This window comes from Ruminococcus sp. AF17-22AC, assembly GCF_003460065.1.
Lineage (GTDB): Bacteria > Bacillota > Clostridia > Lachnospirales > Lachnospiraceae > Blautia_A.
The window spans coordinates 206,399-232,280 of record NZ_QRXT01000001.1; the positions used below are offsets into that span (position 1 = coordinate 206,399).

Sequence of the window (25,882 nt, forward strand, 5' to 3'; positions counted from 1 at the left end):
AGGAGATATTTCCGGAAATCCCGGAGAATCCTCTGTCAGGGGATTTTTTGTGCAAAATTATTGAAAATCCTTTATTTAACATAATAAATATGATATAACATTATATATGTTATAATACAATTTCTGAGTTATAAATATATATGGGAGAATAACAGAATGGAATATCTGGAGAAAATGCTTGGTGTGTCAGTGAAATATCATCGTTGGAAAGGTGAATTGGAGTTACCATATTACATTACCGAACGATATGAAATGCGGCTTGTGGAACTTGATAAAATGAAATGTATTTTCCTATGGCCCAAAGATAAACTAAGTCAGATTGGCTCTTTGAAGAAGCAGCTTCGTCGTATCCAAATGGAAGAAGCACTGCCTGTAGTTTTCATTATGGATATGATAGACGCATACAGAAGGACTGCATTCATAAAAGCACATATTTCATTTATAGTGCCGGACAGTCAGATTTATCTTCCGTTTATGGGTACCTGTCTTGAAGAAAAGTATCGAATGGAAATACAAAGTACGGAAACGTTACAGCCGTCCACACAACTACTGCTCTTCTACTGGTACTATGCTAAAGAAAACTGTATCTATATGCATGGTGCAGTAAAAGCGCTGGGGTGTTCTGCAATGACGATAACACGTGCTTTTCGCCAGCTTGAAAAGACCGGGTGTTTTGAAACAGGAAAGACCGGTGTACAGAAATATCTGAAGGGAAAGAGTTCACCGGATGAGATTTTATATAAACTGGAACCGTATCTGATTTCACCGCTGGCAGACATAATTTATCTTGATAAAGATGTTATAAAAGGCGGCATAATAGCAGACACAGAAGAAGGAAAAGGTTATCCATCCTATGCAGTAAATAAAAAGGACTTTCATTATACAGGCGGCCACGAACTTTTGAATGCAGAAACACAGTCGGAAATTCAGCTCTGGAAATACGATCCGGCAATACTTGCAGTCAATGGTCATGTGGATCCTCTGTCACTGGCACTCAGTCTGAAAAAACCTTTGTTCAGTTTTATAAAAAATGATTGACATTCACAATTTCCTGTGGTAAAGTAGAAAACAGCAAAACCGATGAGAAAGAAGAGTAAATAATCCTGAATCATTTCAGAGAGCAGGTAGTGGTGGAATCCTGTATGAGGCAGATTATTGAATGGCCTTTCGAGGGCAGCCCGAAATGATGATCATAAGAGTAGGCGCTGACGGGAACCGAACCCGTTATCAATCAGGAGTGTATGTTTGTACATGAGAAAGTGGACGATACGTCAATTTGAGTGGTACCGCGATAATAAGAAATTATTACCGTCTCAAGCATAGCTTGGGACGGTTCTTTTTTTCTCATGGCACATAAAATGTAGAAAGAGAGAGGAAAAAGACTATGAAAAAAAGAATGTTAGTAATCGCAGCAGCAGTAGCAACCAGTATGATGATGGCTTCCCCGGTAATGGCAGATGATTTTAAAGTAGGCATCTGCAATTATGTAGATGATGCTTCCCTGAATCAGATCGTAGACAATATTCAGTCCCGTCTGGAAGAGATCGGAGAAGAAAAAGGTATTACTTTTGATGTATCTTATGATAACTGCAATGCAGATGCCAGTGTTATGGAACAGATCATTTCCGATTTCCAGGCTGACAATGTAGACCTGATGGTTGGTGTAGCTACACCGGTAGCAATGCGTATGCAGTCTGCAACAGAAGGAACAGATACACCGGTCGTATTTTCCGCTGTTTCCGATCCGGTTGGTTCCGGCTTGGTAGATTCTCTGGAAGCACCGGGAGCAAACATTACCGGAACAAGTGATTATCTGGATACTTCTTCGATTATGAAACTGATCCAGGCACAGAACCCGGATGTAAAGAAAGTCGGACTTCTTTATGATGTCGGACAGGATTCTTCCACAACAGCGATTCAGGAAGCAAAGGATTATCTTGATGAAGAAGGTATCGAATACGTAGAGCGTACCGGAACAACAACAGATGAAGTTCAGCTTGCAGCAGAAGCACTCATCGCCGATGGCGTGGATGCAGTTTTCACACCAACAGATAATACCATTATGACAGCAGAGCTTTCTATCTATGAAAAATTCATTGAAGCAGGCATCCCTCACTACACAGGAGCTGATTCTTTCGCACTGAACGGTGCATTTGTAGGATATGGTGTTGATTATGCAAACCTTGGACAGAAAACAGCTGATATGATCGCAGACATTCTTGTAGATGGAGCAAAACCATCCGAAACAGCTGTAGAAACATTCGACAATGGTACTGCAACTGTAAACACAGAAACATGTGAAGCACTTGGTCTTGATTTTGATACTGTTAAGACAGCATTCAAACCACTCTGCACACAGGTAAATGAGATCACCACTGCAGAGAGCTTTGATGATGTAGAAGCAAAATAAGGTTGTTATAACTAATAAAACCAATTGGAGGAAATCACCGTGACGATTGCAACAATGCTCTCTCTTGGAGAGACTGCCCTGAAACTCGGACTGATCTGTTCGCTGACAGTTCTTGCCTTGTTTCTCAGTTATTCTATGTTAAATGTCTGCGACCTTTCTACAGATGGATGCTTTACCTTTGGCGCCGCTGTGGGAGCGGTAGTAGCTGTTAGCGGACATCCGTTTCTGTCCATTGTAGCAGCAATGGCTGCCGGAGTTCTTTCTGGTTTTGTAACTGCAATCCTGCAGACAAAACTCGGTGTGGACAGTCTGCTTGCCGGAATTATTGTAAATACTGCTTTGTATTCCGTAAATATTGCAGTCATGGGCGGCTCGTCCCTGATCAATATGAACCGTACAACGACGGTATTCAGTATGATGAAAGATACACTTTCAGAAACTCCGTTAAAAGGCAGAGAAGATATCATCATTGCAGCAATCGCGGTGATCCTCGTAATTATATTTCTTGTATTTTTTCTGAAAACAAGACTCGGTCTTGCGATCAGAGCAACAGGAAATAACTCTGATATGGTAAAATCTTCTTCCATCAACCCGGTATTTACAACAGTCATCGGTCTGTGCGTTGCAAATGCTTTTACCGCACTTTCCGGATGCCTTCTGTCTCAGTCGCAGAAATCCGTTGATATCAATATCGGACAGGGTATGGTCACCATCGCACTGGCATCCCTTCTGATTGGAGGTACACTTCTCGGACATGGCGGCATCTTTGCAAGAGCAGTGGGAATGGTACTTGGTTCCTTTATTTTCCGCCTTGTATATACGATCGCGCTCCGGTTTAATATGCCGGCATTTATGCTGAAACTTGTATCTTCTGTTATTGTTGTTCTTGCAATTTCCGGTCCATATCTGAAAAAACAGTGGCCGCAGATCCGACGCAGGATGACACACCAAAAAGGAGGCAGATGATCCATGTTAAAAATCAGCCATATTTCAAAAACATTTAATCCGGGCACTGTAAATGAAAAAAAGGCTCTGGAAGATTTTTCGCTTGAATTAAAAAAAGGTGATTTTGCCACGATCATCGGTTCTAACGGTGCCGGTAAATCTACATTTTTTAATGCGGTCTGCGGGGATTTCCTTACAGATTCCGGCTCGATTATTCTGGATGGAGAAGATATTACATTTACTCCGCAGCATGTACGTGCCAAAAGTATCGGACGCCTGTATCAGGATCCGATGAGGGGAACTGCTCCGGGAATGACGATTGAAGAAAATCTTGCGCTTGCAGCCGGCAGAGGTGTCTGGCTTTCCCATACGACCAAACAGGAAAAAGAGCGTTTCCGTGAAGAATTAAAGAAACTGGATATCGGACTGGAAGAACGCATGAGTCATCCGGTCGGACTTCTTTCCGGTGGTCAGCGACAGGCGCTGACACTTCTTATGGCAACAATGAATCCGCCGAAACTGCTTCTTCTGGATGAGCATACTGCAGCACTTGATCCGGGAACGGCAGAGAAAGTCCTGTCTCTGACCAGACGTATAGTAGAAGAACATCAGCTTACCTGTCTGATGATCACGCACAATATGCAGTCCGCAATTGATCTTGGAAACAGAATTTTAATGATGGATTCCGGTAAGATAGTTCTGGATATCGGTGGCGAAGAGAAAAAGAACATGACAGTTGAGGGACTTCTTAAGAAGTTCAGAAGCGGAGCCGGAAAGGCTCTTGATAATGACAGAATCCTGCTGTCAGAATAATATCAAATAGCAGAACAGCCATCATCGAGAGGGAAGAGATAATATTTCCAAGTCGATGACGGCTGTTTTTGTTTTACATATTTAGTTATAAAATAACTATCTGTTTCTGATATTCGTGAATGAATTTCTGCCCGTTCTTTTTGCAGAGAAGCTTTTCGTAAAGGTTGGATGCTGCTGTTGTCTCGCTCAGGAGGCGTTTCCCTGTCTCATCGAGGAGTGCATCCGAATCGGCAAGTTTTGTAAGCACTGGAAGGGTACTGTTCTTTTTGATTTCTTTCAGAAGTGGACTGCTTTCTTTGCGAAATCCGAGTACGCGTGAATAAGGAACTGACAGAGGAGCTTCGAGTATCTGTAAGATTGAGTGAAGCAGTGCGCGCTGAATGCGTGTCTGGGTAAGCTCTTTTGTTTTCAGAAGAGAAGCGGCCTGTGTGAAACCGGAGATTTCATTTCGACAGTTTATTATGCGCTCTGCAAGATCTCCCGAAACATCCAGATATTGTGAAAGAGATTCTGCGTCTGTATACATGATTCGATAGATAAGAAGATCGTCCAGAACCTCTTCACTCAGGTATCCATTATTTCGCAGAGAAGAAACAAAGAATGCGGAAGCCTCATCCGGAACCTGTGCAGAAATCTGTGCAATTGTTTCCTGCGTGAGAGTGGAAGTTAAAAGTTCACGAATAGCAGAAGCAGAGGCGAAGGGGAGATTTTTGCCGGAAATGTCAGCAGATACGGCATGAGCAGAAGAAGCAACGGTAAGCGTATCGTGATACCCCATCCCCTGGCGTTTCAATGTAACTGGTTTTATATTACTTTTCAGCCGATTTAAAGCCTTACAATATTCAATTCCGAGAATGTTGTTGGGTGAATTTAAAATTTGTGTGATCTGATTCAAAAGCGGAGTCAGAATGCCGTCGAAAGTATCTCCTTCGAAGTTATGAGGGTTTTTGAAATATTCCACCAGTGCCTGACTGCGTGCTGACGGGAAAGAGCAGCCAGCGCTTAAAAATTTTTTCAGAAACAGACGGTATTCTTTGGGCTCACTGACAAGAACAGCAGCCAGTTCCCGCAAAGCAGAAACTTTCCCATATTCACTACCGAAACAGAGATGGTCTATAACACGTAGTCCATCCAGCATAGAGACAGCACCCATAGCAAAGGCTTCCGCACTGGCTGTGCTCACCGATACCGGCAATTCAAGCACGAGATCCGCGCCACATCGAAGTGCCATTTCTGCCCGAGCATGTTTTGAGAGAAGCGCCGGTGTACCTCTCTGTACATAATCGCCACTCATGGCAACGACCACATAATCTGAATGTAGCTCTTTTTTGCAGTAATCTATCTGGTATTTATGTCCTCTGTGAAAAGGGTTATATTCTGCTATGATTCCAGTTACTTTCATATTGCCTTCCTACTTCTTTTTGTATATTTTTGCTGATTTCGATATTGTAACACAGTGTTGGAAGCGTGACAATATTATCACTAAAATACGGAACGCAGAATTTTTCGTCATTCTGTCAGGATTGCACGTCAAAAAATACCACTCTTTGGAAGAATCTCCTTGTCAACTACTTGAAATGCGCGAAAACAGGGGGTATAATGATTCTAGCTGTGAGATCATGTTTCAGACTCTCACGCGGTCATTTGACCGAAATAACGAAAGGAGCCATTTAATCATGGGATTTGTTGATTTACTCAAAGAAAGAGCAAAAAAAAGCATCAAAACTATCGTACTGCCAGAGACAGAGGATATGAGAACTATCGAGGCAACTGATAAGATTCTTAAAGAGGGAGTTGCCAAGATCATCCTCATCGGTAACGAAGAAGAAATCAATAAGAAAGCTGCTGAAGGCGGATTCGATATCTCCGGAGCAACCATCGTTGATCCAGAGACATCTGACAAAACTCAGGCATACATTGACAAATTTGTAGAACTGAGAGCTAAAAAAGGTATGACACCTGAAAAAGCAAAAGAGATCCTTCATACTCAGTACCCATACTATGGTGTAATGATGGTAAAAATGGGTGATGCAGACGGTATGGTATCCGGTGCATGCCATTCTACAGCAGACACACTTCGTCCATGTCTGCAGATTCTGAAAACAAAACCGGGAACAAAGCTTGTATCCGCTTTCTTCCTGATTGTAGTTCCGGATTGCGAATACGGTGCAAACGGTGCATTTGTATTTGCTGACTCCGGTCTGAACCAGAACCCGACTCCGGAAGAACTTTCTGCAATCGCAGCTTCTTCTGCTGAATCCTTCCAGCTTCTTGTTGAGGAAGAGCCGATCGTTGCCATGCTTTCACACTCCACAAAGGGAAGTGCAAAACATGCTGACGTAGATAAGATGGTAGAAGCTACAAGAATCGCAAAAGAAGAGCATCCGGAACTCAAACTTGACGGTGAATTCCAGCTTGACGCAGCAATCGTACCGAGCGTTGGTGCATCCAAAGCTCCGGGCAGCGAAGTTGCAGGTAAAGCAAATGTTCTGGTATTCCCTGACCTTGATGCGGGAAACATCGGATACAAACTTGCTCAGCGTCTTGGTAAAGCAGAAGCTTACGGACCTGTTACACAGGGTATTGCAAAACCGGTCAATGACCTTTCCAGAGGATGCTCTGCAGATGATATCGTTGGTGTTGTTGCAATTACAGCTGTACAGTGTCAGGCTGAAGACAAATAAGATCTACATATCTGAATCATATCGAATAGGAGAATATTAAAATGAATGTATTGGTAATTAACTGCGGAAGTTCTTCACTGAAATATCAGCTGATCAACTCTGATACAGAAGACGTTCTGGCAAAGGGTCTTTGCGAAAGAATCGGTATCGACGGAAGACTGGTTTATCAGAAAGCCGGACTTGACAAAGAAATCACAGAATGTGCTATGCCTACTCATAAAGAAGCTATCCAGTTCGTTCTGGACGCTCTTACAAATGAAAAAACAGGTGCAATCAAGAGCCTTAAAGAAGTAGATGCAATCGGACACCGTGTCGTACATGGCGGTGAGAAATTTGCAGCTTCTGCAGTAATCACAGATGAAATGATCGCAGCAGTAAAAGAGTGCAACGATCTTGCACCTCTTCACAATCCTGCAAACCTGATCGGTATTGATGTCTGCTCCGAACTGATGCCGGGTGTACCGCAGGTTGGTGTATTTGATACAGCTTTCCATCAGACAATGCCTGCAAAAGCATATCTGTACGGACTTCCGATTGAATACTATAAGAAATATAAAGTAAGAAGATACGGCTTCCACGGAACATCCCACAGCTTCGTATCCAAACGTGCTGTTGAATTCCTCGGACTTGACAAAGACAACTCCAAAGTTATCGTCTGCCACCTTGGAAACGGTTCTTCTATCAGTGCTGTAAAGAACGGTAAATGCATAGATACAACTATGGGTCTTACACCACTGGAAGGTGTTGTAATGGGAACACGTTCCGGTAACATTGACCCGGCAATCGTTGAGTTTATCGCAAAGAAAGAAAATCTTGACATCGCAGGTGTTATGAACGTCCTGAATAAGAAATCCGGTCTTCAGGGTATGTCCGGAGTCGGCAGTGACATGCGTGATATCAGAGCCGCAATCGCAGACGGAAACGAAGATGCAAAGAATGCTTATGATGTACTTTGCTATGGCATTGCTAAATTCGTTGGCGGCTATGTAGCAGCCATGAACGGCGTAGATGCAATCGTATTTACCGCTGGTATCGGTGAAAACGTAGGTGCACTTCGTAAAGACATCTGCAACTACTTCGGATATCTTGGTGTTGAGATCGATGACAAAGCAAATGATACGTTCAGCGAAGAAATCGTTATCTCTACTCCGGCTTCCAAAGTTAAGGTTGCAGTTATTCCTACCAATGAAGAACTTGCAATCTGCAGAGATACAGTAGCTTTAGTAAAATAATAAGTTATAAATGGATTAAAAAGGGCTTGTCACTGGCAGGCCCTTTTTTTCACTACTGTCAGTCATATAGTAATATGAAAATAAATCATAATCCGATTGAAAGAAATGGGGGAATTTAAGAAATGAAAGTATTAAATTTTGGTTCTCTTAATCTGGACTATGTGTACCAGGTGGAATCCATTCTGATTCCCGGAGAGACACAGGCATCAAAAAGCAGACAGACCTTTTGTGGCGGTAAAGGTCTGAACCAGTCCATTGCACTGGCAAAGGCCGGGATTCCTGTATATCATGCCGGACTGATCGGAGAAGGCGGCGAACCATTGCTTGAAGTATGTAAAGAGAACGGTGTAAATGCAGAGTTTATCAGGCAGATTCCGGGGCCATGCGGTCATACAGTCATTCAGGTTGACCGGAATGGTCAGAACTGTATCCTCCTTTTTGGAGGCTCAAACAGAAGTATGACAAAGGAATTTGTAGATTCAGTTCTGGATTCTTTTGATGAGGGTGATATCATCCTCCTTCAGAATGAAATCAATGAACTGGATTATATCATTGACCGTGCATACGAAAAGAAAATGATGATCATTCTGAATCCATCACCTTTTGACAGTGCACTTGAAAAATGTGATCTGTCGAAGATAAGTCTTTTCCTGATGAATGAGATCGAAGGATTCCAGATTACCGGAGAAAAAGAACCTGACAGAATTCTTGCGAAAGTGAAAGAACTTTATCCAAAGGCAAAAGTCGTTCTGACACTTGGGGGCGACGGTTCCGTATATCAGGATGAAACAGGAATTTATCGTCAGGGAATCTTTAAGGTAAAAGCTGTTGATACGACAGCAGCAGGCGATACCTTTACCGGATATTTTATTTCTTCTGTTATTGATGGAATGCCTGTTCAGGATGGACTTAAGCTTGCGGCAAAGGCATCGGCCATTGCAGTTTCCAGACCTGGCGCGACTGCATCCATTCCTGTACGGAGCGAAGTTGTGGAGAAATAAAATGACGGAAAAATATAGAAATAAAAATAAAAATTTCGTTGACAAACAGGTACCTTCTATGTATAATTGATAAAGTGTGAATAGGAGAGAACTATGCAGATTCATTTATCAGATATTACAGACAGTGAAGGAAAACACATACAGCTTCAGTTGGATCTTGATTTAGATAAGATTTCATTTCAGATGGGGGATTATCCGATTCTGGAGAAAACACCGATAGAACTTGGTATTACAAACACAGGTAATAAGGTTCTTGAAATGAAAGGAACCGGTGCTGTTGTTGTAGGTATTCCGTGTGACCGTTGTCTGGAACAGGTTGCTGTTAAAATTCCTTATGAGATTGATCAGAAACTTGATATGAAGAAATCTGATACCGAAAGAGTACAGGATCTGGATGAGAACGACTATCTCACTGGCATGGACCTGGATGTGGACCGGTTGGTCTATCTTGAGGTACTGATGAGCTGGCCTTTGAAAGTCCTTTGCAGAGAAGACTGTAAGGGAATCTGCAGCCGATGCGGTAAGAACCTGAACAAAGGTTCCTGCGGATGTGCTGAGGAACCAAAGGATCCCCGTATGGCAGCTATCAGTGATATATTTAGTAAATTTAAGGAGGTGTAACCTATGTCCATATGTCCAAAGAACAAATCATCTAAAGCTAGACGTGATAAAAGACGTGCAAACTGGAAAATGAGCGCTCCGAATCTGGTAAAATGCAGCAAATGTGGTGCCCTGATGATGCCTCACAGAGTTTGTAAAGAATGCGGAAGCTACAACAAGAAAGAAATCGTGAAAGTTGAAGACTAATCACAGATTATGAGAAACAGAATCCTGGTTCGGGGTTCTGTTTTTTTGTAGTCATTTATGCGTTTCAGATGCAGATTGCTTTTCAGACTTACCTCTGTTATACTTGTATAGATGAGGAATTCTTACAAATTATGGAGGGTTTATATGGAACAGAAGAATCAGATCACGGAGGGTGTGATCTGGAAACAGCTTTTGATTTTCTTTTTTCCGATTGTAATCGGAACGTTTTTTCAACAGATATATAACACGGCCGACAGTATTGTTGTCGGTCGTTTTGTAGGTAAAGAGGCACTGGCAGCTGTTGGTGGGTCTGTAAATCAGATCGTAATGCTGATTGTCGAGGTGTTTGTCGGACTGACTTCGGGAGCATCCGTTATTATGGCACAGTTTTATGGCGCCAGAGACAGGCAAAATCTTAATAAAACATTACATACAGCCTATGCATTTGCAATTGTGACAGGTGCAGTGGTCAGTATCATGGGGTTCATGATTTCACCGAATGTACTGGTTATGATGAAAACACCCTCGGAACTAATGACAGATTCCATTACCTATCTGCACATTTATTTCTGTGGTATGATTTTTAATATTATTTATAATATGGGGGCTTCGATCCTGAGAGCAGTCGGTGATTCAAAAAGACCATTATACGTACTGATCATGACCTGTGTGTTAAATATCGCGCTGGATATTCTTCTTGTCGTAATCTTTCATATGGGGGTAATGGGTGTCGCACTTGCAACGGTGACCTGTCAGGGTATCAGTGCAGCTATGGTGACATGGATTCTGATGAAGGGAAATGATCTGTTCCAACTGAGATTTCGGGAAATCCGTTTTTACAGAGTATCCCTCCGGGCAGTTCTTAGAATCGGCATTCCGGCAGCACTGGAAGCAACGATGTACACGATTGCAAACCTGATCATTCAGGTGTTTGTCAACGAACTTGGTACCGATACGGTGGCTGCCTGGGGAACCTTTGCAAAGATCGATGCAGTTTACTGGATGGTTGTCAATGCCTTTGGAATCTCGATCACAACCTTTGTCGGTCAGAATTTTGGTGCAGGGAAAGTGCGCAGGATGCGAAAGAGCGTGGGTGTATGCATGGTGATGGCATATGCAGGAGCGTTTCTGGTAAGCGGTGTCCTGTATGCACTGGCAGGTCCTCTTTACCGTCTGTTTACGACGGACGAGGGAGTTGTTCGGATTGGCGTGGATATGATGCATTTCCTGCTTCCGTCATATTTTATGTATGTTGTGATCGGTATTTTGTCCGGTGCACTCCGTGGAGCAGGACGGGTGCTGGTTCCGATGCTGCTTACATGTGGCGGTGTATGTTTGATCCGTATTATATGGATGTTCGGTGTCTTCCCGACTCATTCCGGAATCAACACGATCATGCTGAGTTATCCGGTTTCGTGGGGAATTACCGCTGTTTTGTTTATTATTTATTATTTTATGAAATTTCCAAAAAAAGAATCACAGATTTAACGGCGAGGAGAAAAAGACATGAATGTTTTAAACCTGGAACATATCAGTAAAATTTATGGAGATAAAGTGATCTTTGATGATATTTCCTGCGGAATCCATCAGGGAGACAAGATAGGAATCATCGGAATCAATGGAACAGGAAAGACAACATTTCTGCGTATCCTTGCAGGACTGGAAGAAGCAGATGACGGTCAGGTGATCATGCAGAATGGCCTGCGTATCAGTTTTCTTTCTCAGCATCCGACTTTCCCGGAAGGGGCTACGATTCTTTCCTATGTGACACAGGGTCAGAGAGAACAGAGCTGGAATCCGGAGACAGAAGCACATATGGTCCTGAATAAACTGGGAATCGAGGAGCACGAAGAAGAGATCGCACATCTTTCCGGCGGACAAAAAAAACGTGTAGCGCTGGCTGCCGTGCTTGTAAATCCCACCGATGTGCTGATCCTTGATGAGCCGACCAACCATCTGGATAATGAGATGGCGTCCTGGCTTGAAGATTATCTTAACCGCTTTAAGGGAATTGTGATCATGGTTACACATGACCGTTATTTTCTTGATCGCGTTACGAATAAGATACTGGAGATCAGCCACGGTAAACTTTACAGTTATGAAGCAAAGTATTCGGAATTTCTTGAATTAAAAGCTCAGCGTGAAGAAATGGAAATGGCTTCTGAGCGTAAAAAACAGAGTATCCTCCGTATGGAGATTGAATGGGCAAAACGTGGATGTCGCGCGAGAAGCACAAAGCAGAGAGCACGTCTTGACCGTCTGGAAGAAATGAAAAATTTGTCAGCACCTGTACGGGATTCCAATGTTGCAATCGATTCTGTCGAGACGAGAATGGGCAAAAAAACAATTGAACTGCATCATATTTCAAAAAGATTCGGTGACCGTGTATGCATCAGGGACTTTGATTATATTGTTCTGAAAAATCAGCGTCTCGGTATCATAGGGCCGAACGGCTGCGGAAAATCCACTCTTCTTAAAATCATAGCAGGAATCATTCAGCCGGACAGCGGAGAGGTTGAAATCGGTGATACTGTAAAGATCGGATATTTTTCACAGGAAATCGAAGATATGAATACTTCGCAGCGCGTTATTGATTATATCAAAGACGTTGCAGAGTTTATTCCGACAAAGGATGGACTGATCAGTGCATCAAAACTTCTTGAGCAGTTTCTGTTTGATGCTGCCATGCAGTATGCACCAATCGAGAAGCTTTCCGGTGGTGAAAAGAAGCGCCTCTATCTTTTGAAAGTACTCGCATCTGCACCAAACGTGCTGCTGCTTGACGAGATTACCAATGATATAGATATTCCTACACTGACGATTCTGGAAGATTATCTGAATTCTTTTGCAGGTATTGTGATCGCCGTATCGCATGACCGTTATTTTCTTGATAATCTTGCAGACCGTATTTTTGAGTTTGACCGAGAAGGAAATCTCACACAGTATGAAGGCGGCTACACAGATTACCTTGAAGCAAAAAAGCGCAAAGGCCTTTTTGAAGAAGCGCCGGCCACAAAATCTTCTGCCTCAAAAAATGTTTCTGCAGATTCTGCAGAAGAGAAAGAATCCGTAAAAACATGGAAACAAAATCGTCCTTCAAAACTGAAATTCAGTTACAAAGAGCAGCGTGAATTTGAAACGATTGATGATGATATTGCAGCGCTGGAGAGCAAAATTGAGAAACTGGATGCTGATATCATGGCTAATGCAACAAATTCCGGTAAGTTAAATGAACTTACACAGCAAAAAGAAGAAGCAGAGGCACAGCTTGAAGAAAAGATGGACCGCTGGGTGTATCTGAATGATCTTGCAGAACAGATTGAAGCACAGAAATAGAAAATTCTATATCTGATATATGGAATCAGCAGAATCAACCAGGAACAGGGTTGATTTTCTGCTGATTCTTTAGTATGATAAAGTTTGAGATTTTTTACAATCATTACAGAACATTTTTAAATAGATACAGAATATACAGGAGGAACAATATGGCAGAATTAGTAAAAGTTGTTGTAGATGCCATGGGCGGAGATCTTGCACCTGTGGAACCGGTCAGAGCTGCAGTGGACGCTGTGAAGGAGCGGGATGATATTCAGGTGATTCTTACAGGACAGGAGGAAGTGATCTATTCAGAACTTAAGAAATACCAGGATTATCCGACAGACAGGATTGAGGTGGTAAATGCAACAGAAGTAATCGAAACAGCAGAACCTCCGGTATTTGCAATCCGTAAGAAGAAAGATTCTTCCATCGTTGTCGGGCTGAAAATGGTCAAAGAACAAAAAGCAGATGCGTTTGTTTCGTCCGGAAGTACCGGAGCAGTTCTTGTAGGCGGGCAGGTGCTGGTGGGCAGAAGCAAAGGCGTTGAGAGACCGCCGCTTGCCCCGCTGATTCCGACCGCCAAGGGAGTCTCGCTTCTGATTGACTGTGGAGCAAATGTAGATGCAAGACCATCTCATCTGGTACAGTTTGCAAAAATGGGTTCCATCTATATGGAGCATGTTGTCGGAATCAAAAATCCACGTGTTGCGATTGTCAATAATGGTGCAGAAGAAGAAAAAGGCAATGCACTTGTCAAAGAGACCTTCCCGCTTCTTAAAGAAGCAGAGGGAATCAACTTTATCGGAAGTATTGAAGCAAGGGATATTCCAGCCGGCTATGCAGACGTTATTGTCTGCGAAGCTTTTGTCGGAAATGTCATTCTCAAACTTTATGAAGGTGTCAGCTCTGAGCTGATCCACAAAATAAAAGAAGGAATGATGAGTACCATGAAGAGCAAGATTGGAGCACTTCTGGTAAAACCTGCACTGAAACAGACTCTGAAGAGTTTTGATGCTACCGAATACGGTGGGGCTCCGCTTCTCGGACTCAAAGGACTTGTTGTCAAGACGCATGGAAGCGCGAAGGCTGTTGAGATCAAACACGCGATTTTCCAGTGTGTGCAGTTCAAACAGCAGAAGATCAACGAAAAAATTGCAGAACGTATTCAGCCGGTTCATTTTGAGGCACCGGATAAAGAATAAAAAAAGAAGGACAATAAAATGGAACAGTTGGAACAGATTATAGGATATACATTTCAGAACAAAAAACTGCTGAGACAGGCGCTGACACACAGTTCTTATGCAAATGAAAAAAAACTCGGAAAACTTGGATGTAATGAACGTCTGGAGTTTCTTGGAGATGCTGTACTTGAACTGATCAGCAGTGATTTTCTTTACAAAAAATTTCCGCAGATCCCGGAAGGTGAGCTGACAAAAAAACGTGCAAGTCTTGTGTGTGAACCAAGCCTGGCATATTGCGCAAGAGAATTTGGTCTTCCGGAATTTCTGCTTCTCGGTAAGGGAGAAAACATGACAGGAGGACGTAACCGTGATTCTATCGTTTCCGATGCGACAGAGGCGCTTCTTGGCGCAATCTACCTGGACGGTGGTTTTTCCAATGCGAAAAAATTTGTTCTGAATTTTATTCTGAATGATATTGAACATAAACAGCTTTTTTATGACAGCAAAACGATTCTTCAGGAGCTTGTACAGGAAAAGGGACTTCAGCCGATTGAATATGTACTTACAGGTGAAGAGGGACCGGATCATGATAAATGCTTTACTGTAGTCGTTCAGGTTAACGGTCAGGTTGTGGGAAATGGCACGGGTCACACTAAAAAGGCAGCAGAACAGGCAGCTGCCTATCAGGCGATTCAGGAAAAGAAATTCTGACAGCCACAAATTAAACGGGCAGGTGAGATATGTATTTAAAGAATATTGAAGTATATGGCTTCAAATCCTTTGCTCAGAAAATCAACTTTGAATTTCACAACGGAATCACCGGAATCGTCGGACCGAACGGCAGTGGCAAGAGTAATGTCGGTGATGCAGTACGATGGGTACTCGGTGAACAGAGCGCCAAGCAGCTTCGAGGCGGAAATATGCAGGATGTCATATTTTCCGGTACAGAAAACAGAAAGCCTTTAAGCTTTGCATCTGTTTCAATCACACTGGATAACAGCGATCACAAACTTCCGGTAGACTATAACGAGGTGACTGTTGCCAGAAGACTTTACCGTTCCGGTGAAAGCGAATATCTGATCAATGGAAGCGGCTGCCGTCTGAAAGACATTCAGGAGATGTTTTATGATACCGGTATCGGTAAAGAAGGTTATTCTATTATCGGACAGGGACAGATTGACAAGATCCTGAGTGGTAAGCCGGAAGAACGACGGGAGCTTTTTGACGAGGCTGCCGGAATCGTCAAATTTAAACGAAGAAAAATAACCACACTCAAGAAATTGGATGAAGAAAGACAGAATCTTGTGCGTGTGACAGATATTTTAAGTGAGCTGACCAAACAGCTCGGACCTCTGGAACGTCAGTCCGAAACAGCCAGAATTTATCTTGCAAAAAGAGACGAACTGAAAGAACTGGATATCAACCTTTTCCTTCTGGATCACCAGCGTACAGGCGAACTTCTGAATGAGCTGGAAACAAAGCTTTCGCAGGCACAGCAGGAACTTGACGAGGCGCAGTCGGCATACGAACAGACAAAGGCAGAGTATGAGCGCCTGGAACAGGAACTGGAAGAGCTGAATACAAAGCTGGATGCGCTGAAAGAGGAACAGCAGGAAAATGCACTTCTCAAACAGCAGTATGAGGGGCAGGTCAAAGTCCTTGAAGAACAGATATCATCCGGCAGACAAAACAGTGAACATTTCAGATCACGTCTGACAGTGTTAAAAGACGATCTTCAGAAGCGAAGCGAAGAAAAAGAAAAGCTGACCGAAGAAAGGGCAGCTCTTTACAATAGATTAAAAGAAACCAGAGACAATCTGAAAAAAGAGACAGAATCTCTCGAAAATATTGTCTCCAATGTAGATGAATGTACACAGGCAGTGGAAGACGGCAAAAATGAGATCATTGAGATTCTCAACAGCCGTGCGACAACCAAAGGTAAAGCACAGCGATTTGATGCCATGATGGAACAGCTTGATATCCGTAAGGCAGAAGTCAGTCAGCGTATCCTTCGTTTGAAGAGTGAAGAAGCAATTCTGGAAAGTGACCGTGAGAAAGCGCAGAAACAATATGATGCGGTGACCAATGTAATTCAGTCAACAAATGCAGAATGTGTACGTCTCGATGAAGAAATCCATCAGATTCAGGAAAAATTAAAGAAACAGAATTCTCAGATGGAAATCGGACAAACTGCATATCACAGGGAGGCATCCCGTCTGGAATCTCTCCGCAACATTACAGAGAGGTATGATGGTTACGGTAACAGTATCCGTCGCGTTATGGAGCAAAAAAGCCGTGAACCGGGTATCCGGGGCGTAGTTGCCGATATTATTCATGTACAGAAAGATTATGAAGTTGCTATCGAGACAGCACTTGGTGGCAGTATCCAGAATATTGTTACAGATAATGAACAGACTGCGAAGCGTATGATCAGCTTTTTGAAGAAGAACCGCTACGGAAGGGCAACTTTCCTTCCGCTTTCCAATATCAGTGGACGTGGTGGCCTTGCGCAGAAAGATGTCCTGCGTGAACCGGGTGTTGTCGGAACAGCAAATACGCTTGTAGAAGCAGATGCTGAGTACAGCGAACTCGTTATGTATCTTCTTGGTCGTGTGCTGGTCGTAGATAATATTGACCATGCGATTGCTATTGGTAAAAAATACCGTCACAGTCTCCGTATGGTTACAATCGAGGGTGAATCTTTAAGCCCGGGCGGTTCCATGACAGGTGGTGCGTTCAAAAATAACAGTAATCTGCTCGGAAGACGACGTGAGATTGAAGAACTGGAGAGAAGCGTCGGAATCCTCAAGAAAGAACTTGAAGAGACGCAGCGTGCGATCGGTGAAAATCGCAGCAGACGTAATGTACTTCGAGATACCATTGCTGATTTCCAGCAGCAGCTGCAACAGAAGTATGTCGAGCAGAATACCGCAAAGATGAATCTTGCCCAGATTCAGGAAAAAGAAGATGAAATTCAGAGCAGTTACCGCCGGATCGAACGCGAACAGGAGGAATTGCGACAGCAGGCAGGCGAGATCCGTCAGGATCACAGCAGCATCGCCCGTGAACTGGAAGATTCCCAGAAAGATGAAAAAGAACTTGAAGTTTTCATCGAGACAAAGCAAAAAGAATTAGAGGAATGGAAGGCAGAAGAGACAGAGAAAAATCATGTACTTGAAAAGATCCGTCTGGAAGAATCATCTCTGGAGCAGCAGAACCATTTCCTTCAGGAAAATATCAGCCGTCTGGAAAATGAGATTGAAGCATACCACAGGGAGTCCGAAGAAATCACTGAAAATCTTTCCAGAAGTGCCGAAGAAATACATAAAAAAGAGGACGGTATTGAAGAACTCAAAAAAGCTGTTACCGAATGTACAGGTAAGGAAGAGGTTCTGGATGCCAGACGTATCGAATGGCAGGAAGAAAAGGAAAAACGCAGTACCAGCCACAAGTCTTTTTTCGAAAAGAGGGATCATCTCTCTGAAAAGACATCGTTGCTTGATAAAGAGTGTTTCCGTCTGCGCAGTCAGGCAGAAAAAATTGAAGAGCAGCGGGAATCCCAGATTTCCTATATGTGGGAAGAATATGAAATCACACCGAACAATGCCCTTCAGTACCGAAAAGAGGAGCTGACAGACCGGCAGACGATCAAAAAAGATGTTCTTCGTATCAAGGATGAAATCCGTAAGCTGGGTTCCGTCAATGTCAACGCAATCGAAGATTACAAAAATCTTCTTGAACGTCATACATTTTTATCCGCGCAGTACGAAGATATTGTCAAAGCAGAAGAAACACTGGAAGGAATCATTCAGGAGCTGGACGAGGGAATGCGCAAACAGTTTACTGAAAAATTCCGTGATATTCAGAGGGAATTTGACAAGGCCTTTAAAGAATTGTTCGGTGGCGGAAAGGGAACACTGGAGCTTGCAGAGGATGAGGATATTCTTGAAGCAGGAATCCGGATCATTTCACAGCCTCCCGGAAAGAAACTTCAGAATATGATGCAGCTTTCCGGTGGAGAAAAAGCACTGACGGCAATTGCCCTTCTTTTTGCAATCCAGAACCTGAAACCATCACCGTTCTGTCTTCTTGACGAGATTGAGGCAGCGCTGGATGATTCCAACGTCGGACGTTTTGCATCTTATCTTCAGAAATTAACAAAAAATACGCAGTTTATTATTATTACACACAGACGTGGCACGATGAATGCTGCGGACCGTCTGTATGGTATCACCATGCAGGAAAAAGGTGTTTCTACCCTTGTATCGGTAGATCTGGTAGAAAATCAGCTGACAAAATAAATTCATAAATAAGGAGGCATGAGTATGTCAGAAGAAAAGAAAGGCTTTTTTAAGCGGCTGGTCAGTGGACTGACCAAAACGCGTGACAATATCGTGGCTGGCTTTGATTCCATTTTTAGCGGATATTCCAGCATTGATGAGGATTTTTACGAAGAACTGGAAGAAATCCTCATCATGGGTGATATCGGAATCAATGCCACTTCATCCATCATTGAGCATCTGAAAGAACAGGTATCCGCCCAGCATATCAAAAACCCGATGGAATGCAAGCAGCTTCTGATCAACAGTATCAAAGAGCAGATGCGGGTTGACAGTACAGAATATGAGTTTGAAAACCGCAAATCCGTAATTCTTGTGATCGGCGTAAACGGAGTCGGAAAAACCACTTCCGTCGGTAAACTCGCCGGTAAACTCAAAGACCAGGGTAAGAAAGTTATCCTTGCAGCAGCAGATACATTCCGTGCAGCAGCAGGAGAACAGCTTGCACAGTGGGCATCGCGTGCAGGAGTAGACCTGATCGGCGGTCAGGAAGGTGCTGATCCGGCATCCATCGTCTATGACGCAGTGGCGGCAGCCAAAGCACGTAATGCGGATGTACTGATATGTGATACAGCAGGACGTCTCCACAACAAGAAAAACCTGATGGAGGAACTTCGCAAAATCTACCGTATTCTTGAGAGAGAATATCCGGAAGCTTATCTTGAAACACTTGTTGTTCTGGATGGAACGACAGGTCAGAATGCGCTTGCACAGGCAAAACAGTTTGCAGAAGTTGCAAATGTAAATGGTATTATTCTTACAAAACTGGACGGGACAGCCAAAGGCGGAATTGCAGTTGCAATCCAGTCCGAGCTGGATATTCCGGTAAAATATATTGGAGTTGGAGAAACGATCGACGATCTGCAGAAATTTGATGCTGATGCATTCGTAAATGCACTGTTTGATATTGACCAGAACGAATTACACACAGAAGAGTAGACCGAGGAAATTACAGGAGGAGCAAAAATGCTTACATTAGAGAGCTTTGAAGAGGCATCAGAAATTGTAAAAAAAGTAACTCAGGAAACCAAGCTGATCAAAAGCAGCTATTTTTCAGATCTCACCGGAAACAAAGTATATCTGAAGCCAGAAAACATGCAGCGTACCGGTGCATACAAAGTACGTGGGGCATATTACAAGATCAGTACCCTGACAGAGGAAGAGCGTGCAAAAGGTCTGATCGCAGCATCAGCAGGAAACCATGCACAGGGTGTGGCTTATGCGGCACACAAATTCGGAGCAAAAGCCGTGATCGTTATGCCGACCACCACACCACTTATCAAAGTAGAACGTACAAAGAGTTACGGTGCTGAAGTTATTCTGAAAGGTGACGTTTATGATGAAGCTTGTGCCTATGCACTGGAGCTTGCAGAAAAAGAGGGATATACCTTTATCCATCCGTTTGATGATCCTGCCGTTGCAACAGGCCAGGGTACAATTGCAATGGAAATTGTACAGGAGCTTCCTCTTGTAGATTACATTCTTGTTCCAATCGGCGGAGGCGGTCTTGCAACAGGTGTTTCCACACTTGCAAAACTCCTCAATCCACATATCAAAGTTATCGGTGTGGAGCCATCCGGAGCTGCATGTATGAAAGCATCGCTTGAAAAAGGTGAGGTCGTGACACTTCCACATGTAAATACGATTGCAGATGGTACCGCTGTACAGACACCGGGAGAGCATATCTTCCCGTATCTGCAGGAAAATCTGGATGATGTGATCACCATTGATGATGATGAACTGATTGTTGCATTCCTTGATATGGTAGAAAATCATAAGATGATCGTAGAAAACTCCGGCCTTCTGACAGTTGCAGCACTCCGTCATCTGAACTTCACCGGTAAAAAGGTGGTATCTATCTTAAGTGGCGGTAACATGGATGTGATCACAATGTCCTCAGTGGTACAGCATGGACTGATTCAGAGAGACCGTATCTTTACCGTTTCCGTATTGATTCCGGACAAACCGGGTGAACTGGTGCGTGTGGCATCTATTATTGCGGAAAATCAGGGTAATGTCATCAAACTTGATCACAACCAGTTTATCAGTACTAACCGTTATGCGGCTGTGGAGCTGAAAGTAACGATGGAAGCATACGGTACAGAACATAAGAAAAAAATTGTACAGGCATTAGAAGATGCAGGATGCAGACCGAAAGTAATCCGCGCAAGCCTGTAAGTATCCCGTTATTCAGAATTCAGACAGAGGTGAATGAGTATGGCATCATTTACAATGGAAGATTATCAGAAAGCTTATAAACTCGGCAAAAAGGATTATCAGGCAAGAATGATGCGGGGGGAATTACCGACACTTCAGGTTCTTGATGATATCCTGCCTCCGAAGGGATCTTATTCTGAAGTTCCACTCGGACTTGTACAGATACCAATCGATCAGATAGTCGGAACAAAAAGTGATGGCAGGAGCAATGCTTTTGCCGGCAATTTTATGCCGATCTTAAGAGAAAACACAGAATTTGCATACAAATGGGCAACCTTAAGCCAGAGTCATATTGATAAAGGAATTCGTGAACCGATCAAAGCTTACGAATACATGAATAAATTTTATGTACAGGAAGGCAACAAACGTGTCAGCGTCCTGAAATATTTTGATGCGGTATCTGTGCCCGGATATGTGACCAGAATCCTTCCTCCGCGGACAGACCAGAAAGAAAATAAACTTTACTATGAGTTTGTGGATTTCTATGCAGTTACCCAGATCAATTATATCTGGTTTACGAAACCTGGAAGTTTTGTTAGACTTCAGGCTGCATTCGGCAAGGGGCCAAAAGATGTCTGGACAGATGATGACCGGTTGCTGTTCAGCTCTGTTTATTCGCGTTTTTCAATAGAATATGAAGCACTTGGCGGAAAGAAACTGTCTATCACGACCGGAGATGCATTTCTTGCATTCCTGACAATTTATAATTATGAAGTGATTGATCAGAAAACTACCAATGAAATGAAAGAACTGGTTGCAAAAACCTGGGAAGAATTCAAACTTCTGGAACACAATCAGAAAATTGATCTCAAGATGGATCCGTCCAGAACCGAAAAGAAATCTCTGCTGGATCGGTTGCTTCCGGCAAGTACGCCGAAGCTGAAGATTGCATTTTTGTATGCAAAGACACCGGCTACTTCTGCGTGGACCTACGCGCATGAACTTGGAAGACTGCATCTGGAACAGACTTTCCCGGAAGAAGTCACAACAGAATGCTATGAAAATCTTACACAGGATCTTGCAGAAAAAGCAATTTACGAAGCCATCCGAAAGGACTGCAACATTATTTTTACAACTACACCGGAGTTTGTAAAAGCAAGTGTGCAGGCGGCTATCGACCATCCAAATGTAAAAATTCTGAACTGTTCGCTGAATACGTCACACCGTTATATCCGTACTTATTATGCACGTATGTATGAAGCCAAGTTTCTTATGGGAGCTGTTGCCGGAGCAATGTCCGAAAACGGACAGCTTGCATACATTGCAGATTATCCGATTTTCGGTACCATTGCGAATATCAATGCATTCGCACTGGGGGCAAAGATGATAAATCCCCGTGCAAGGGTTTATCTGGAATGGTCTACATTAAAAGATGTAGATATCAGGCTTGCCATGGAAAATGTTCAGAAAAAGGGTGTTACCGTTGTTTCTGGTAAAGATATGGTTATTCCGGAAGATGCATCCCGCTATTTCGGGCTGTATCATCTGACAGAAGAGGGACCGCACAATCTGGCAATGCCGCTCTGGCACTGGGGCAAATTTTATGAGCAGCTGATCCGCACGATCATGGATGGTACATGGAAATATGATGACAACAAAGATGAGACTAAAGCAATCAATTACTGGTGGGGACTTTCTGCAGAAGTAATTGATGTGATCTATTCACAGAAACTTCCGATTGGTACACAGAAACTGCTTTCTATGTTAAAACATGCGATTGCGACGGGCGAATATCATCCGTTTTCGGGGATTCTGTATTCACAGGATGGTATGATACAGTCAGATCCGAACAAAATTCTTTCACCGGAAGAGATCATGACCATGAACTGGCTGGCGGATAATGTTGTCGGTGCGATTCCGGCATCATGGGAACTGACTGAGCAGGCACAACCGGTTACGGAACAATCTGGTGTGGAGAAACAGAAGGGATAAGCAGTTTTATGAAAATACTTGCCATAGCAGATGAAGAATCAAAATATCTGTGGGATTATTTCGAAAAGAGCAAGCTTGAGGGAATTGACCTGATCATTTCCTGCGGGGATCTGGATCCGAGGTATCTTTCCTTTCTTGCAACGTTTACTTCGGCTCCCGTTCTGTATGTACATGGAAATCATGATGACAAATATGAACGGATCCCACCGGACGGATGCATCTGCATTGACGATAAAATTTATGTTCATGAGGGTGTCCGCATCATGGGACTCGGCGGTTCCATGAGATATAAGCCCGGGCAATATCAGTATACGGAGTGGCAGATGCGGCACAGAGTATTCAAACTTCTTCCGAAGATACTCTGGAGAAGGGGATTTGATATTCTTGTCACGCATGCGCCGGCTTATCAGCTGAATGATGCCAGAGATCTTCCTCATCAGGGCTTTAAAATTTTTCGTAGCCTGATCGAAAAGTATCATCCGAAATACTTCCTTCATGGACATGTGCATATGTCTTACGGAAGACAGCACAAACGATATGACAAATATATGGATACACATGTGATTAATGCATATGACCGCTGTGTATTTGAGTTTGAAGCGGAAAATCCGGCAGACACTTTATAAAAAATAAAAAAATTCGATGTCAAGAAAAAATACTTGACACACAAATATAAATCATGTATGATAGCCAAGGTGGTTACAAATGGAAAAGTTTGTTGAACAGACATTGTTATACGATTTTTATGGAGAACTGCTTACAGAACGGCAGCAGCAGGTATATGAAAGCGTAGTTCTGGAAGATTACTCCTTAAGCGAAGTGGCTGAAGATCTCGGAATCAGTCGGCAGGGCGTACATGATATGATCAAACGATGTAATCATACGCTGGAAGATTATGAAGCAAGACTTCATCTGGTTGAGAAATTTGTAAATATCCGCAGGCAGGTACAGAAAATTCAAAAGCTTGCCTCAGGGTACGGTGCCAGTGATATTTCAGAAATCTCCAGTGAGATATTAGAGGAGTTATAAAGTATGGCATTTGAAAGCTTGACAGATAAATTACAAAATGTTTTCAAAAAGCTCCGCGGTAAGGGACGTCTTACAGAAGAGGATGTTAAAGTTGCTTTAAAAGAAGTAAAGATGGCTCTTCTGGAAGCGGATGTCAACTTCAAGGTTGTTAAGCAGTTTACGAAGGCGGTTCAGGAACGTGCGGTAGGACAGGACGTTATGAACGGTCTGAATCCCGGTCAGATGGTAATCAAGATTGTAAACGAAGAACTTGTAAGTCTGATGGGAAGTGAGACAACCGAGCTTCCGCTGAAGCAGGGAAACGAAATCACTGTTATTATGATGGCTGGTCTGCAGGGCGCCGGTAAGACAACGACCGTTGCCAAACTTGCAGGTAAATTAAAATCCAAAGGCAGAAGACCGCTTCTGGTTGCCTGTGACGTTTATCGTCCGGCTGCGATCACACAGCTTCAGGTCAATGGAGAGAAGCAGGGAGTAGAAGTCTTTTCCATGGGTGATAAACAAAACCCGGTTGATATTGCGAAAGCAGCCATCGAGCACGCAAAAGCAAATCAGCAGAATGTAGTACTTATTGATACCGCAGGACGTCTTCATGTGGATGAAAACATGATGCAGGAACTTGCAGATATCAAGGCAAATGTCAATGTAGACTGTACACTTCTGACAGTGGATGCAATGACAGGTCAGGATGCAGTAAATGTTGCAAAGACTTTTGCTGAAAAGGTTGGCATTGACGGAGTCATCCTTACCAAGATGGATGGTGATACCCGTGGCGGTGCGGCGCTTTCCATTAAAGCAGTTACAGGAAAACCGATTCTTTATGTCGGTATGGGAGAGAAGCTTTCCGATCTCGAACAGTTCTATCCGGAACGAATGGCATCCCGAATCCTCGGCATGGGAGATGTAATGAGCCTTATTGAGAAGGCTGAGGCAGCTCTTGATCAGGATCAGGCAGCTGAGATGCAGAAAAAGCTTAAAAAGATGGAGTTTGACTTCAACGATTACCTCACCAGTATGGAACAGATGAATAAAATGGGAGGTATCGGCAGTGTTTTAAATATGCTTCCGGGTGTAGGCAGTAAGATGAAAGATCTGGAAGGCATGATTGATGAAAAAGCACTCGACAGAACGAAAGCGATCATTCTTTCCATGACACCTAAAGAAAGAAGTAATCCGGGAATCCTGAATCCTTCCCGCAAAAACAGAATTGCCAGAGGCGCAGGCGTGGATATTACAGAAGTAAACCGTCTGGTCAAGCAGTTCGAACAGAGTCGAAAGCTTATGAAGCAGATGCCCGGTATGATGGGCGGTAAAATGGGTAAAAGAGGCGGCTTCAAGCTTCCTTTTTAATAAATGTAAATACAAACAAAGATATTATAATGGAGGAAAACAAAAATGGCAGTAAAAATCAGATTAAGAAGAATGGGACAGAAGAAAGCACCTTTTTATAGAATCGTAGTTGCAGATTCCCGCAGCAAACGTGACGGAAAATGCATCGCTGAAATCGGAACATATGATCCGAACATCGAGCCAAGTGCTTACAAAGTAAACGAAGAAGAAGCTAAAAAATGGCTTGCTGCAGGTGCTCAGCCTACAGACGTTGTTGCTAAGATCTTCAAAGAAGCAGGAATCGAGAAATAAGAAATACTTCCGAAGCTATTATGTTAGAAGGTATTTCTGTGAAGTCCTTTCATAGACAGTACAGGGAGGTATGTAATGAAAGAATTGGTTGAAGTAATTGCAAAGTCTCTTGTAGAACATCCGGATGAGGTGGTTGTCACCGAAAACGAAAAAGATGATGCAGTTATCATCGAACTGAAAGTAGGACCTTCCGACATGGGAAAGGTCATCGGAAGACAGGGACGTATTGCCAAGGCAATCCGTACTGTAGTAAAAGCGGCTTCTTCAAAGAGCAGCAAAAAAGTAATTGTAGACATTCTGCAATAAAAAGGATCGGAGCTGTGGAGACATAG

The 25,882-nt window shown here is 43.2% G+C and carries 23 protein-coding genes and 1 other annotated feature; of the genes, 22 read left to right on the top strand and 1 reads right to left on the bottom strand.

The genetic code is table 11. From position 1 onward, the window contains the following. Positions 1–156: 156 nt before the first annotated feature. The 4 genes from DWW86_RS01035 (at position 157) to DWW86_RS01050 (ending at position 4,168) form a co-directional block, all read left to right on the top strand. Positions 157–1,038 (top strand): hypothetical protein, encoded by an 882-nt coding sequence (locus tag DWW86_RS01035; protein WP_072521256.1) that lies wholly within the window; start codon positions 157–159, stop codon positions 1,036–1,038. A 33-nt stretch (positions 1,039–1,071) separates the two neighbouring features. Further along, positions 1,072–1,319 (top strand) — a binding site (T-box leader). A 65-nt stretch (positions 1,320–1,384) separates the two neighbouring features. Continuing rightward, complete coding sequence (locus DWW86_RS01040) at positions 1,385–2,410, top strand: ABC transporter substrate-binding protein (protein WP_117942011.1); 1,026 nt, start codon at positions 1,385–1,387, stop codon at positions 2,408–2,410. Between the two features lie 39 nt (positions 2,411–2,449). Then, positions 2,450–3,376, top strand: coding sequence for an ABC transporter permease (locus tag DWW86_RS01045; RefSeq protein WP_330421867.1), 927 nt, complete (start codon positions 2,450–2,452; stop codon positions 3,374–3,376). 3 nt (positions 3,377–3,379) lie between these two features. Next, positions 3,380–4,168, top strand: coding sequence for an ABC transporter ATP-binding protein (locus DWW86_RS01050; RefSeq protein WP_117942012.1), 789 nt, complete (start codon positions 3,380–3,382; stop codon positions 4,166–4,168). An 85-nt stretch (positions 4,169–4,253) separates the two neighbouring features. Here the strand turns inward: DWW86_RS01050 and DWW86_RS01055 are convergent, their stop codons facing one another. Further along, positions 4,254–5,570 (bottom strand): tRNA(Met) cytidine acetate ligase, encoded by a 1,317-nt coding sequence (locus DWW86_RS01055; protein ID WP_117942013.1) that lies wholly within the window; start codon positions 5,568–5,570, stop codon positions 4,254–4,256. A 274-nt stretch (positions 5,571–5,844) separates the two neighbouring features. On the opposite strand from DWW86_RS01055, the gene pta reads away from it, so the two are divergent. From pta to DWW86_RS01145, 18 genes are all read left to right on the top strand, one after another. Continuing rightward, a complete protein-coding gene (pta, locus tag DWW86_RS01060; protein WP_015542567.1) occupies positions 5,845–6,852 on the top strand; it encodes a phosphate acetyltransferase in 1,008 nt (335 codons plus the stop codon). A gap of 41 nt (positions 6,853–6,893) precedes the next feature. Then, positions 6,894–8,084 carry an acetate kinase gene (locus tag DWW86_RS01065; RefSeq protein WP_117942014.1) on the top strand — a complete coding sequence of 397 codons (1,191 nt, stop codon included), beginning with the start codon at positions 6,894–6,896 and terminating at the stop codon, positions 8,082–8,084. A 122-nt stretch (positions 8,085–8,206) separates the two neighbouring features. Then, on the top strand, positions 8,207–9,085 hold the full coding sequence (locus DWW86_RS01070; RefSeq protein WP_117942015.1) for a ribokinase: 879 nt from the start codon (positions 8,207–8,209) through the stop codon (positions 9,083–9,085). Positions 9,086–9,178: 93 nt separating this feature from the next. After that, a complete protein-coding gene (locus DWW86_RS01075; protein WP_117942016.1) occupies positions 9,179–9,706 on the top strand; it encodes a YceD family protein in 528 nt (175 codons plus the stop codon). 3 nt (positions 9,707–9,709) lie between these two features. Next, positions 9,710–9,892, top strand: coding sequence for a 50S ribosomal protein L32 (gene rpmF / locus DWW86_RS01080; RefSeq protein ID WP_005425421.1), 183 nt, complete (start codon positions 9,710–9,712; stop codon positions 9,890–9,892). 144 nt (positions 9,893–10,036) lie between these two features. Continuing rightward, positions 10,037–11,380: an MATE family efflux transporter gene (locus DWW86_RS01085; protein ID WP_117942017.1), complete on the top strand. Its 1,344-nt coding sequence runs from the start codon at positions 10,037–10,039 to the stop codon at positions 11,378–11,380. An 18-nt stretch (positions 11,381–11,398) separates the two neighbouring features. Then, on the top strand, positions 11,399–13,228 hold the full coding sequence (locus DWW86_RS01090) for an ABC-F family ATP-binding cassette domain-containing protein (RefSeq protein ID WP_117942018.1): 1,830 nt from the start codon (positions 11,399–11,401) through the stop codon (positions 13,226–13,228). A 149-nt stretch (positions 13,229–13,377) separates the two neighbouring features. Further along, a complete protein-coding gene (gene plsX, locus DWW86_RS01095) occupies positions 13,378–14,412 on the top strand; it encodes a phosphate acyltransferase PlsX (RefSeq protein WP_117942019.1) in 1,035 nt (344 codons plus the stop codon). 18 nt (positions 14,413–14,430) lie between these two features. After that, positions 14,431–15,102 (top strand): ribonuclease III, encoded by a 672-nt coding sequence (gene rnc / locus DWW86_RS01100; protein WP_072521246.1) that lies wholly within the window; start codon positions 14,431–14,433, stop codon positions 15,100–15,102. A gap of 29 nt (positions 15,103–15,131) precedes the next feature. After that, on the top strand, positions 15,132–18,692 hold the full coding sequence (smc, locus tag DWW86_RS01105) for a chromosome segregation protein SMC (protein WP_072521245.1): 3,561 nt from the start codon (positions 15,132–15,134) through the stop codon (positions 18,690–18,692). A 24-nt stretch (positions 18,693–18,716) separates the two neighbouring features. Further along, entirely contained in the window at positions 18,717–19,670 is a 954-nt protein-coding gene (ftsY, locus tag DWW86_RS01110; RefSeq protein ID WP_178705574.1) for a signal recognition particle-docking protein FtsY, read from the top strand. 27 nt (positions 19,671–19,697) lie between these two features. Next, the gene (ilvA, locus tag DWW86_RS01115; RefSeq protein ID WP_072521243.1) at positions 19,698–20,909 is read left to right on the top strand and encodes a threonine ammonia-lyase; all 1,212 of its coding nucleotides are present in this window, start codon (positions 19,698–19,700) and stop codon (positions 20,907–20,909) included. A gap of 39 nt (positions 20,910–20,948) precedes the next feature. Next, a complete protein-coding gene (locus DWW86_RS01120; RefSeq protein ID WP_072521242.1) occupies positions 20,949–22,880 on the top strand; it encodes a BMP family ABC transporter substrate-binding protein in 1,932 nt (643 codons plus the stop codon). Positions 22,881–22,888: 8 nt separating this feature from the next. After that, complete coding sequence (locus DWW86_RS01125; RefSeq protein WP_072521241.1) at positions 22,889–23,506, top strand: metallophosphoesterase family protein; 618 nt, start codon at positions 22,889–22,891, stop codon at positions 23,504–23,506. A 79-nt stretch (positions 23,507–23,585) separates the two neighbouring features. Next, positions 23,586–23,909, top strand: coding sequence for a YlxM family DNA-binding protein (gene ylxM, locus DWW86_RS01130; protein ID WP_015542587.1), 324 nt, complete (start codon positions 23,586–23,588; stop codon positions 23,907–23,909). A 3-nt stretch (positions 23,910–23,912) separates the two neighbouring features. Next, complete coding sequence (ffh, locus tag DWW86_RS01135; protein WP_072521240.1) at positions 23,913–25,259, top strand: signal recognition particle protein; 1,347 nt, start codon at positions 23,913–23,915, stop codon at positions 25,257–25,259. Positions 25,260–25,304: 45 nt separating this feature from the next. Further along, positions 25,305–25,550 carry a 30S ribosomal protein S16 gene (rpsP, locus tag DWW86_RS01140; RefSeq protein WP_015542589.1) on the top strand — a complete coding sequence of 82 codons (246 nt, stop codon included), beginning with the start codon at positions 25,305–25,307 and terminating at the stop codon, positions 25,548–25,550. A gap of 75 nt (positions 25,551–25,625) precedes the next feature. Beyond that, a complete protein-coding gene (locus DWW86_RS01145; protein WP_015542590.1) occupies positions 25,626–25,856 on the top strand; it encodes a KH domain-containing protein in 231 nt (76 codons plus the stop codon). Positions 25,857–25,882: the final 26 nt, after the last annotated feature.

Bases quoted from the DNA above. Each gene is read 5' to 3' on its own strand.
- DWW86_RS01035 (WP_072521256.1), top strand. From the start codon at position 157: ATGGAATATCTGGAGAAAATGCTTGGTGTGTCAGTGAAATATCATCGT.
- DWW86_RS01040 (WP_117942011.1), top strand. From the start codon at position 1,385: ATGAAAAAAAGAATGTTAGTAATCGCAGCAGCAGTAGCAACCAGTATG.
- DWW86_RS01050 (WP_117942012.1), top strand. From the start codon at position 3,380: ATGTTAAAAATCAGCCATATTTCAAAAACATTTAATCCGGGCACTGTA.
- DWW86_RS01055 (WP_117942013.1), bottom strand. From the start codon at position 5,570: ATGAAAGTAACTGGAATCATAGCAGAATATAACCCTTTTCACAGAGGA.
- pta (WP_015542567.1), top strand. From the start codon at position 5,845: ATGGGATTTGTTGATTTACTCAAAGAAAGAGCAAAAAAAAGCATCAAA.
- DWW86_RS01065 (WP_117942014.1), top strand. From the start codon at position 6,894: ATGAATGTATTGGTAATTAACTGCGGAAGTTCTTCACTGAAATATCAG.
- DWW86_RS01070 (WP_117942015.1), top strand. From the start codon at position 8,207: ATGAAAGTATTAAATTTTGGTTCTCTTAATCTGGACTATGTGTACCAG.
- DWW86_RS01075 (WP_117942016.1), top strand. From the start codon at position 9,179: ATGCAGATTCATTTATCAGATATTACAGACAGTGAAGGAAAACACATA.
- rpmF (WP_005425421.1), top strand. From the start codon at position 9,710: ATGTCCATATGTCCAAAGAACAAATCATCTAAAGCTAGACGTGATAAA.
- DWW86_RS01085 (WP_117942017.1), top strand. From the start codon at position 10,037: ATGGAACAGAAGAATCAGATCACGGAGGGTGTGATCTGGAAACAGCTT.
- DWW86_RS01090 (WP_117942018.1), top strand. From the start codon at position 11,399: ATGAATGTTTTAAACCTGGAACATATCAGTAAAATTTATGGAGATAAA.
- plsX (WP_117942019.1), top strand. From the start codon at position 13,378: ATGGCAGAATTAGTAAAAGTTGTTGTAGATGCCATGGGCGGAGATCTT.
- rnc (WP_072521246.1), top strand. From the start codon at position 14,431: ATGGAACAGTTGGAACAGATTATAGGATATACATTTCAGAACAAAAAA.
- smc (WP_072521245.1), top strand. From the start codon at position 15,132: ATGTATTTAAAGAATATTGAAGTATATGGCTTCAAATCCTTTGCTCAG.
- ftsY (WP_178705574.1), top strand. From the start codon at position 18,717: ATGTCAGAAGAAAAGAAAGGCTTTTTTAAGCGGCTGGTCAGTGGACTG.
- ilvA (WP_072521243.1), top strand. From the start codon at position 19,698: ATGCTTACATTAGAGAGCTTTGAAGAGGCATCAGAAATTGTAAAAAAA.
- DWW86_RS01120 (WP_072521242.1), top strand. From the start codon at position 20,949: ATGGCATCATTTACAATGGAAGATTATCAGAAAGCTTATAAACTCGGC.
- DWW86_RS01125 (WP_072521241.1), top strand. From the start codon at position 22,889: ATGAAAATACTTGCCATAGCAGATGAAGAATCAAAATATCTGTGGGAT.
- ylxM (WP_015542587.1), top strand. From the start codon at position 23,586: ATGGAAAAGTTTGTTGAACAGACATTGTTATACGATTTTTATGGAGAA.
- ffh (WP_072521240.1), top strand. From the start codon at position 23,913: ATGGCATTTGAAAGCTTGACAGATAAATTACAAAATGTTTTCAAAAAG.
- rpsP (WP_015542589.1), top strand. From the start codon at position 25,305: ATGGCAGTAAAAATCAGATTAAGAAGAATGGGACAGAAGAAAGCACCT.
- DWW86_RS01145 (WP_015542590.1), top strand. From the start codon at position 25,626: ATGAAAGAATTGGTTGAAGTAATTGCAAAGTCTCTTGTAGAACATCCG.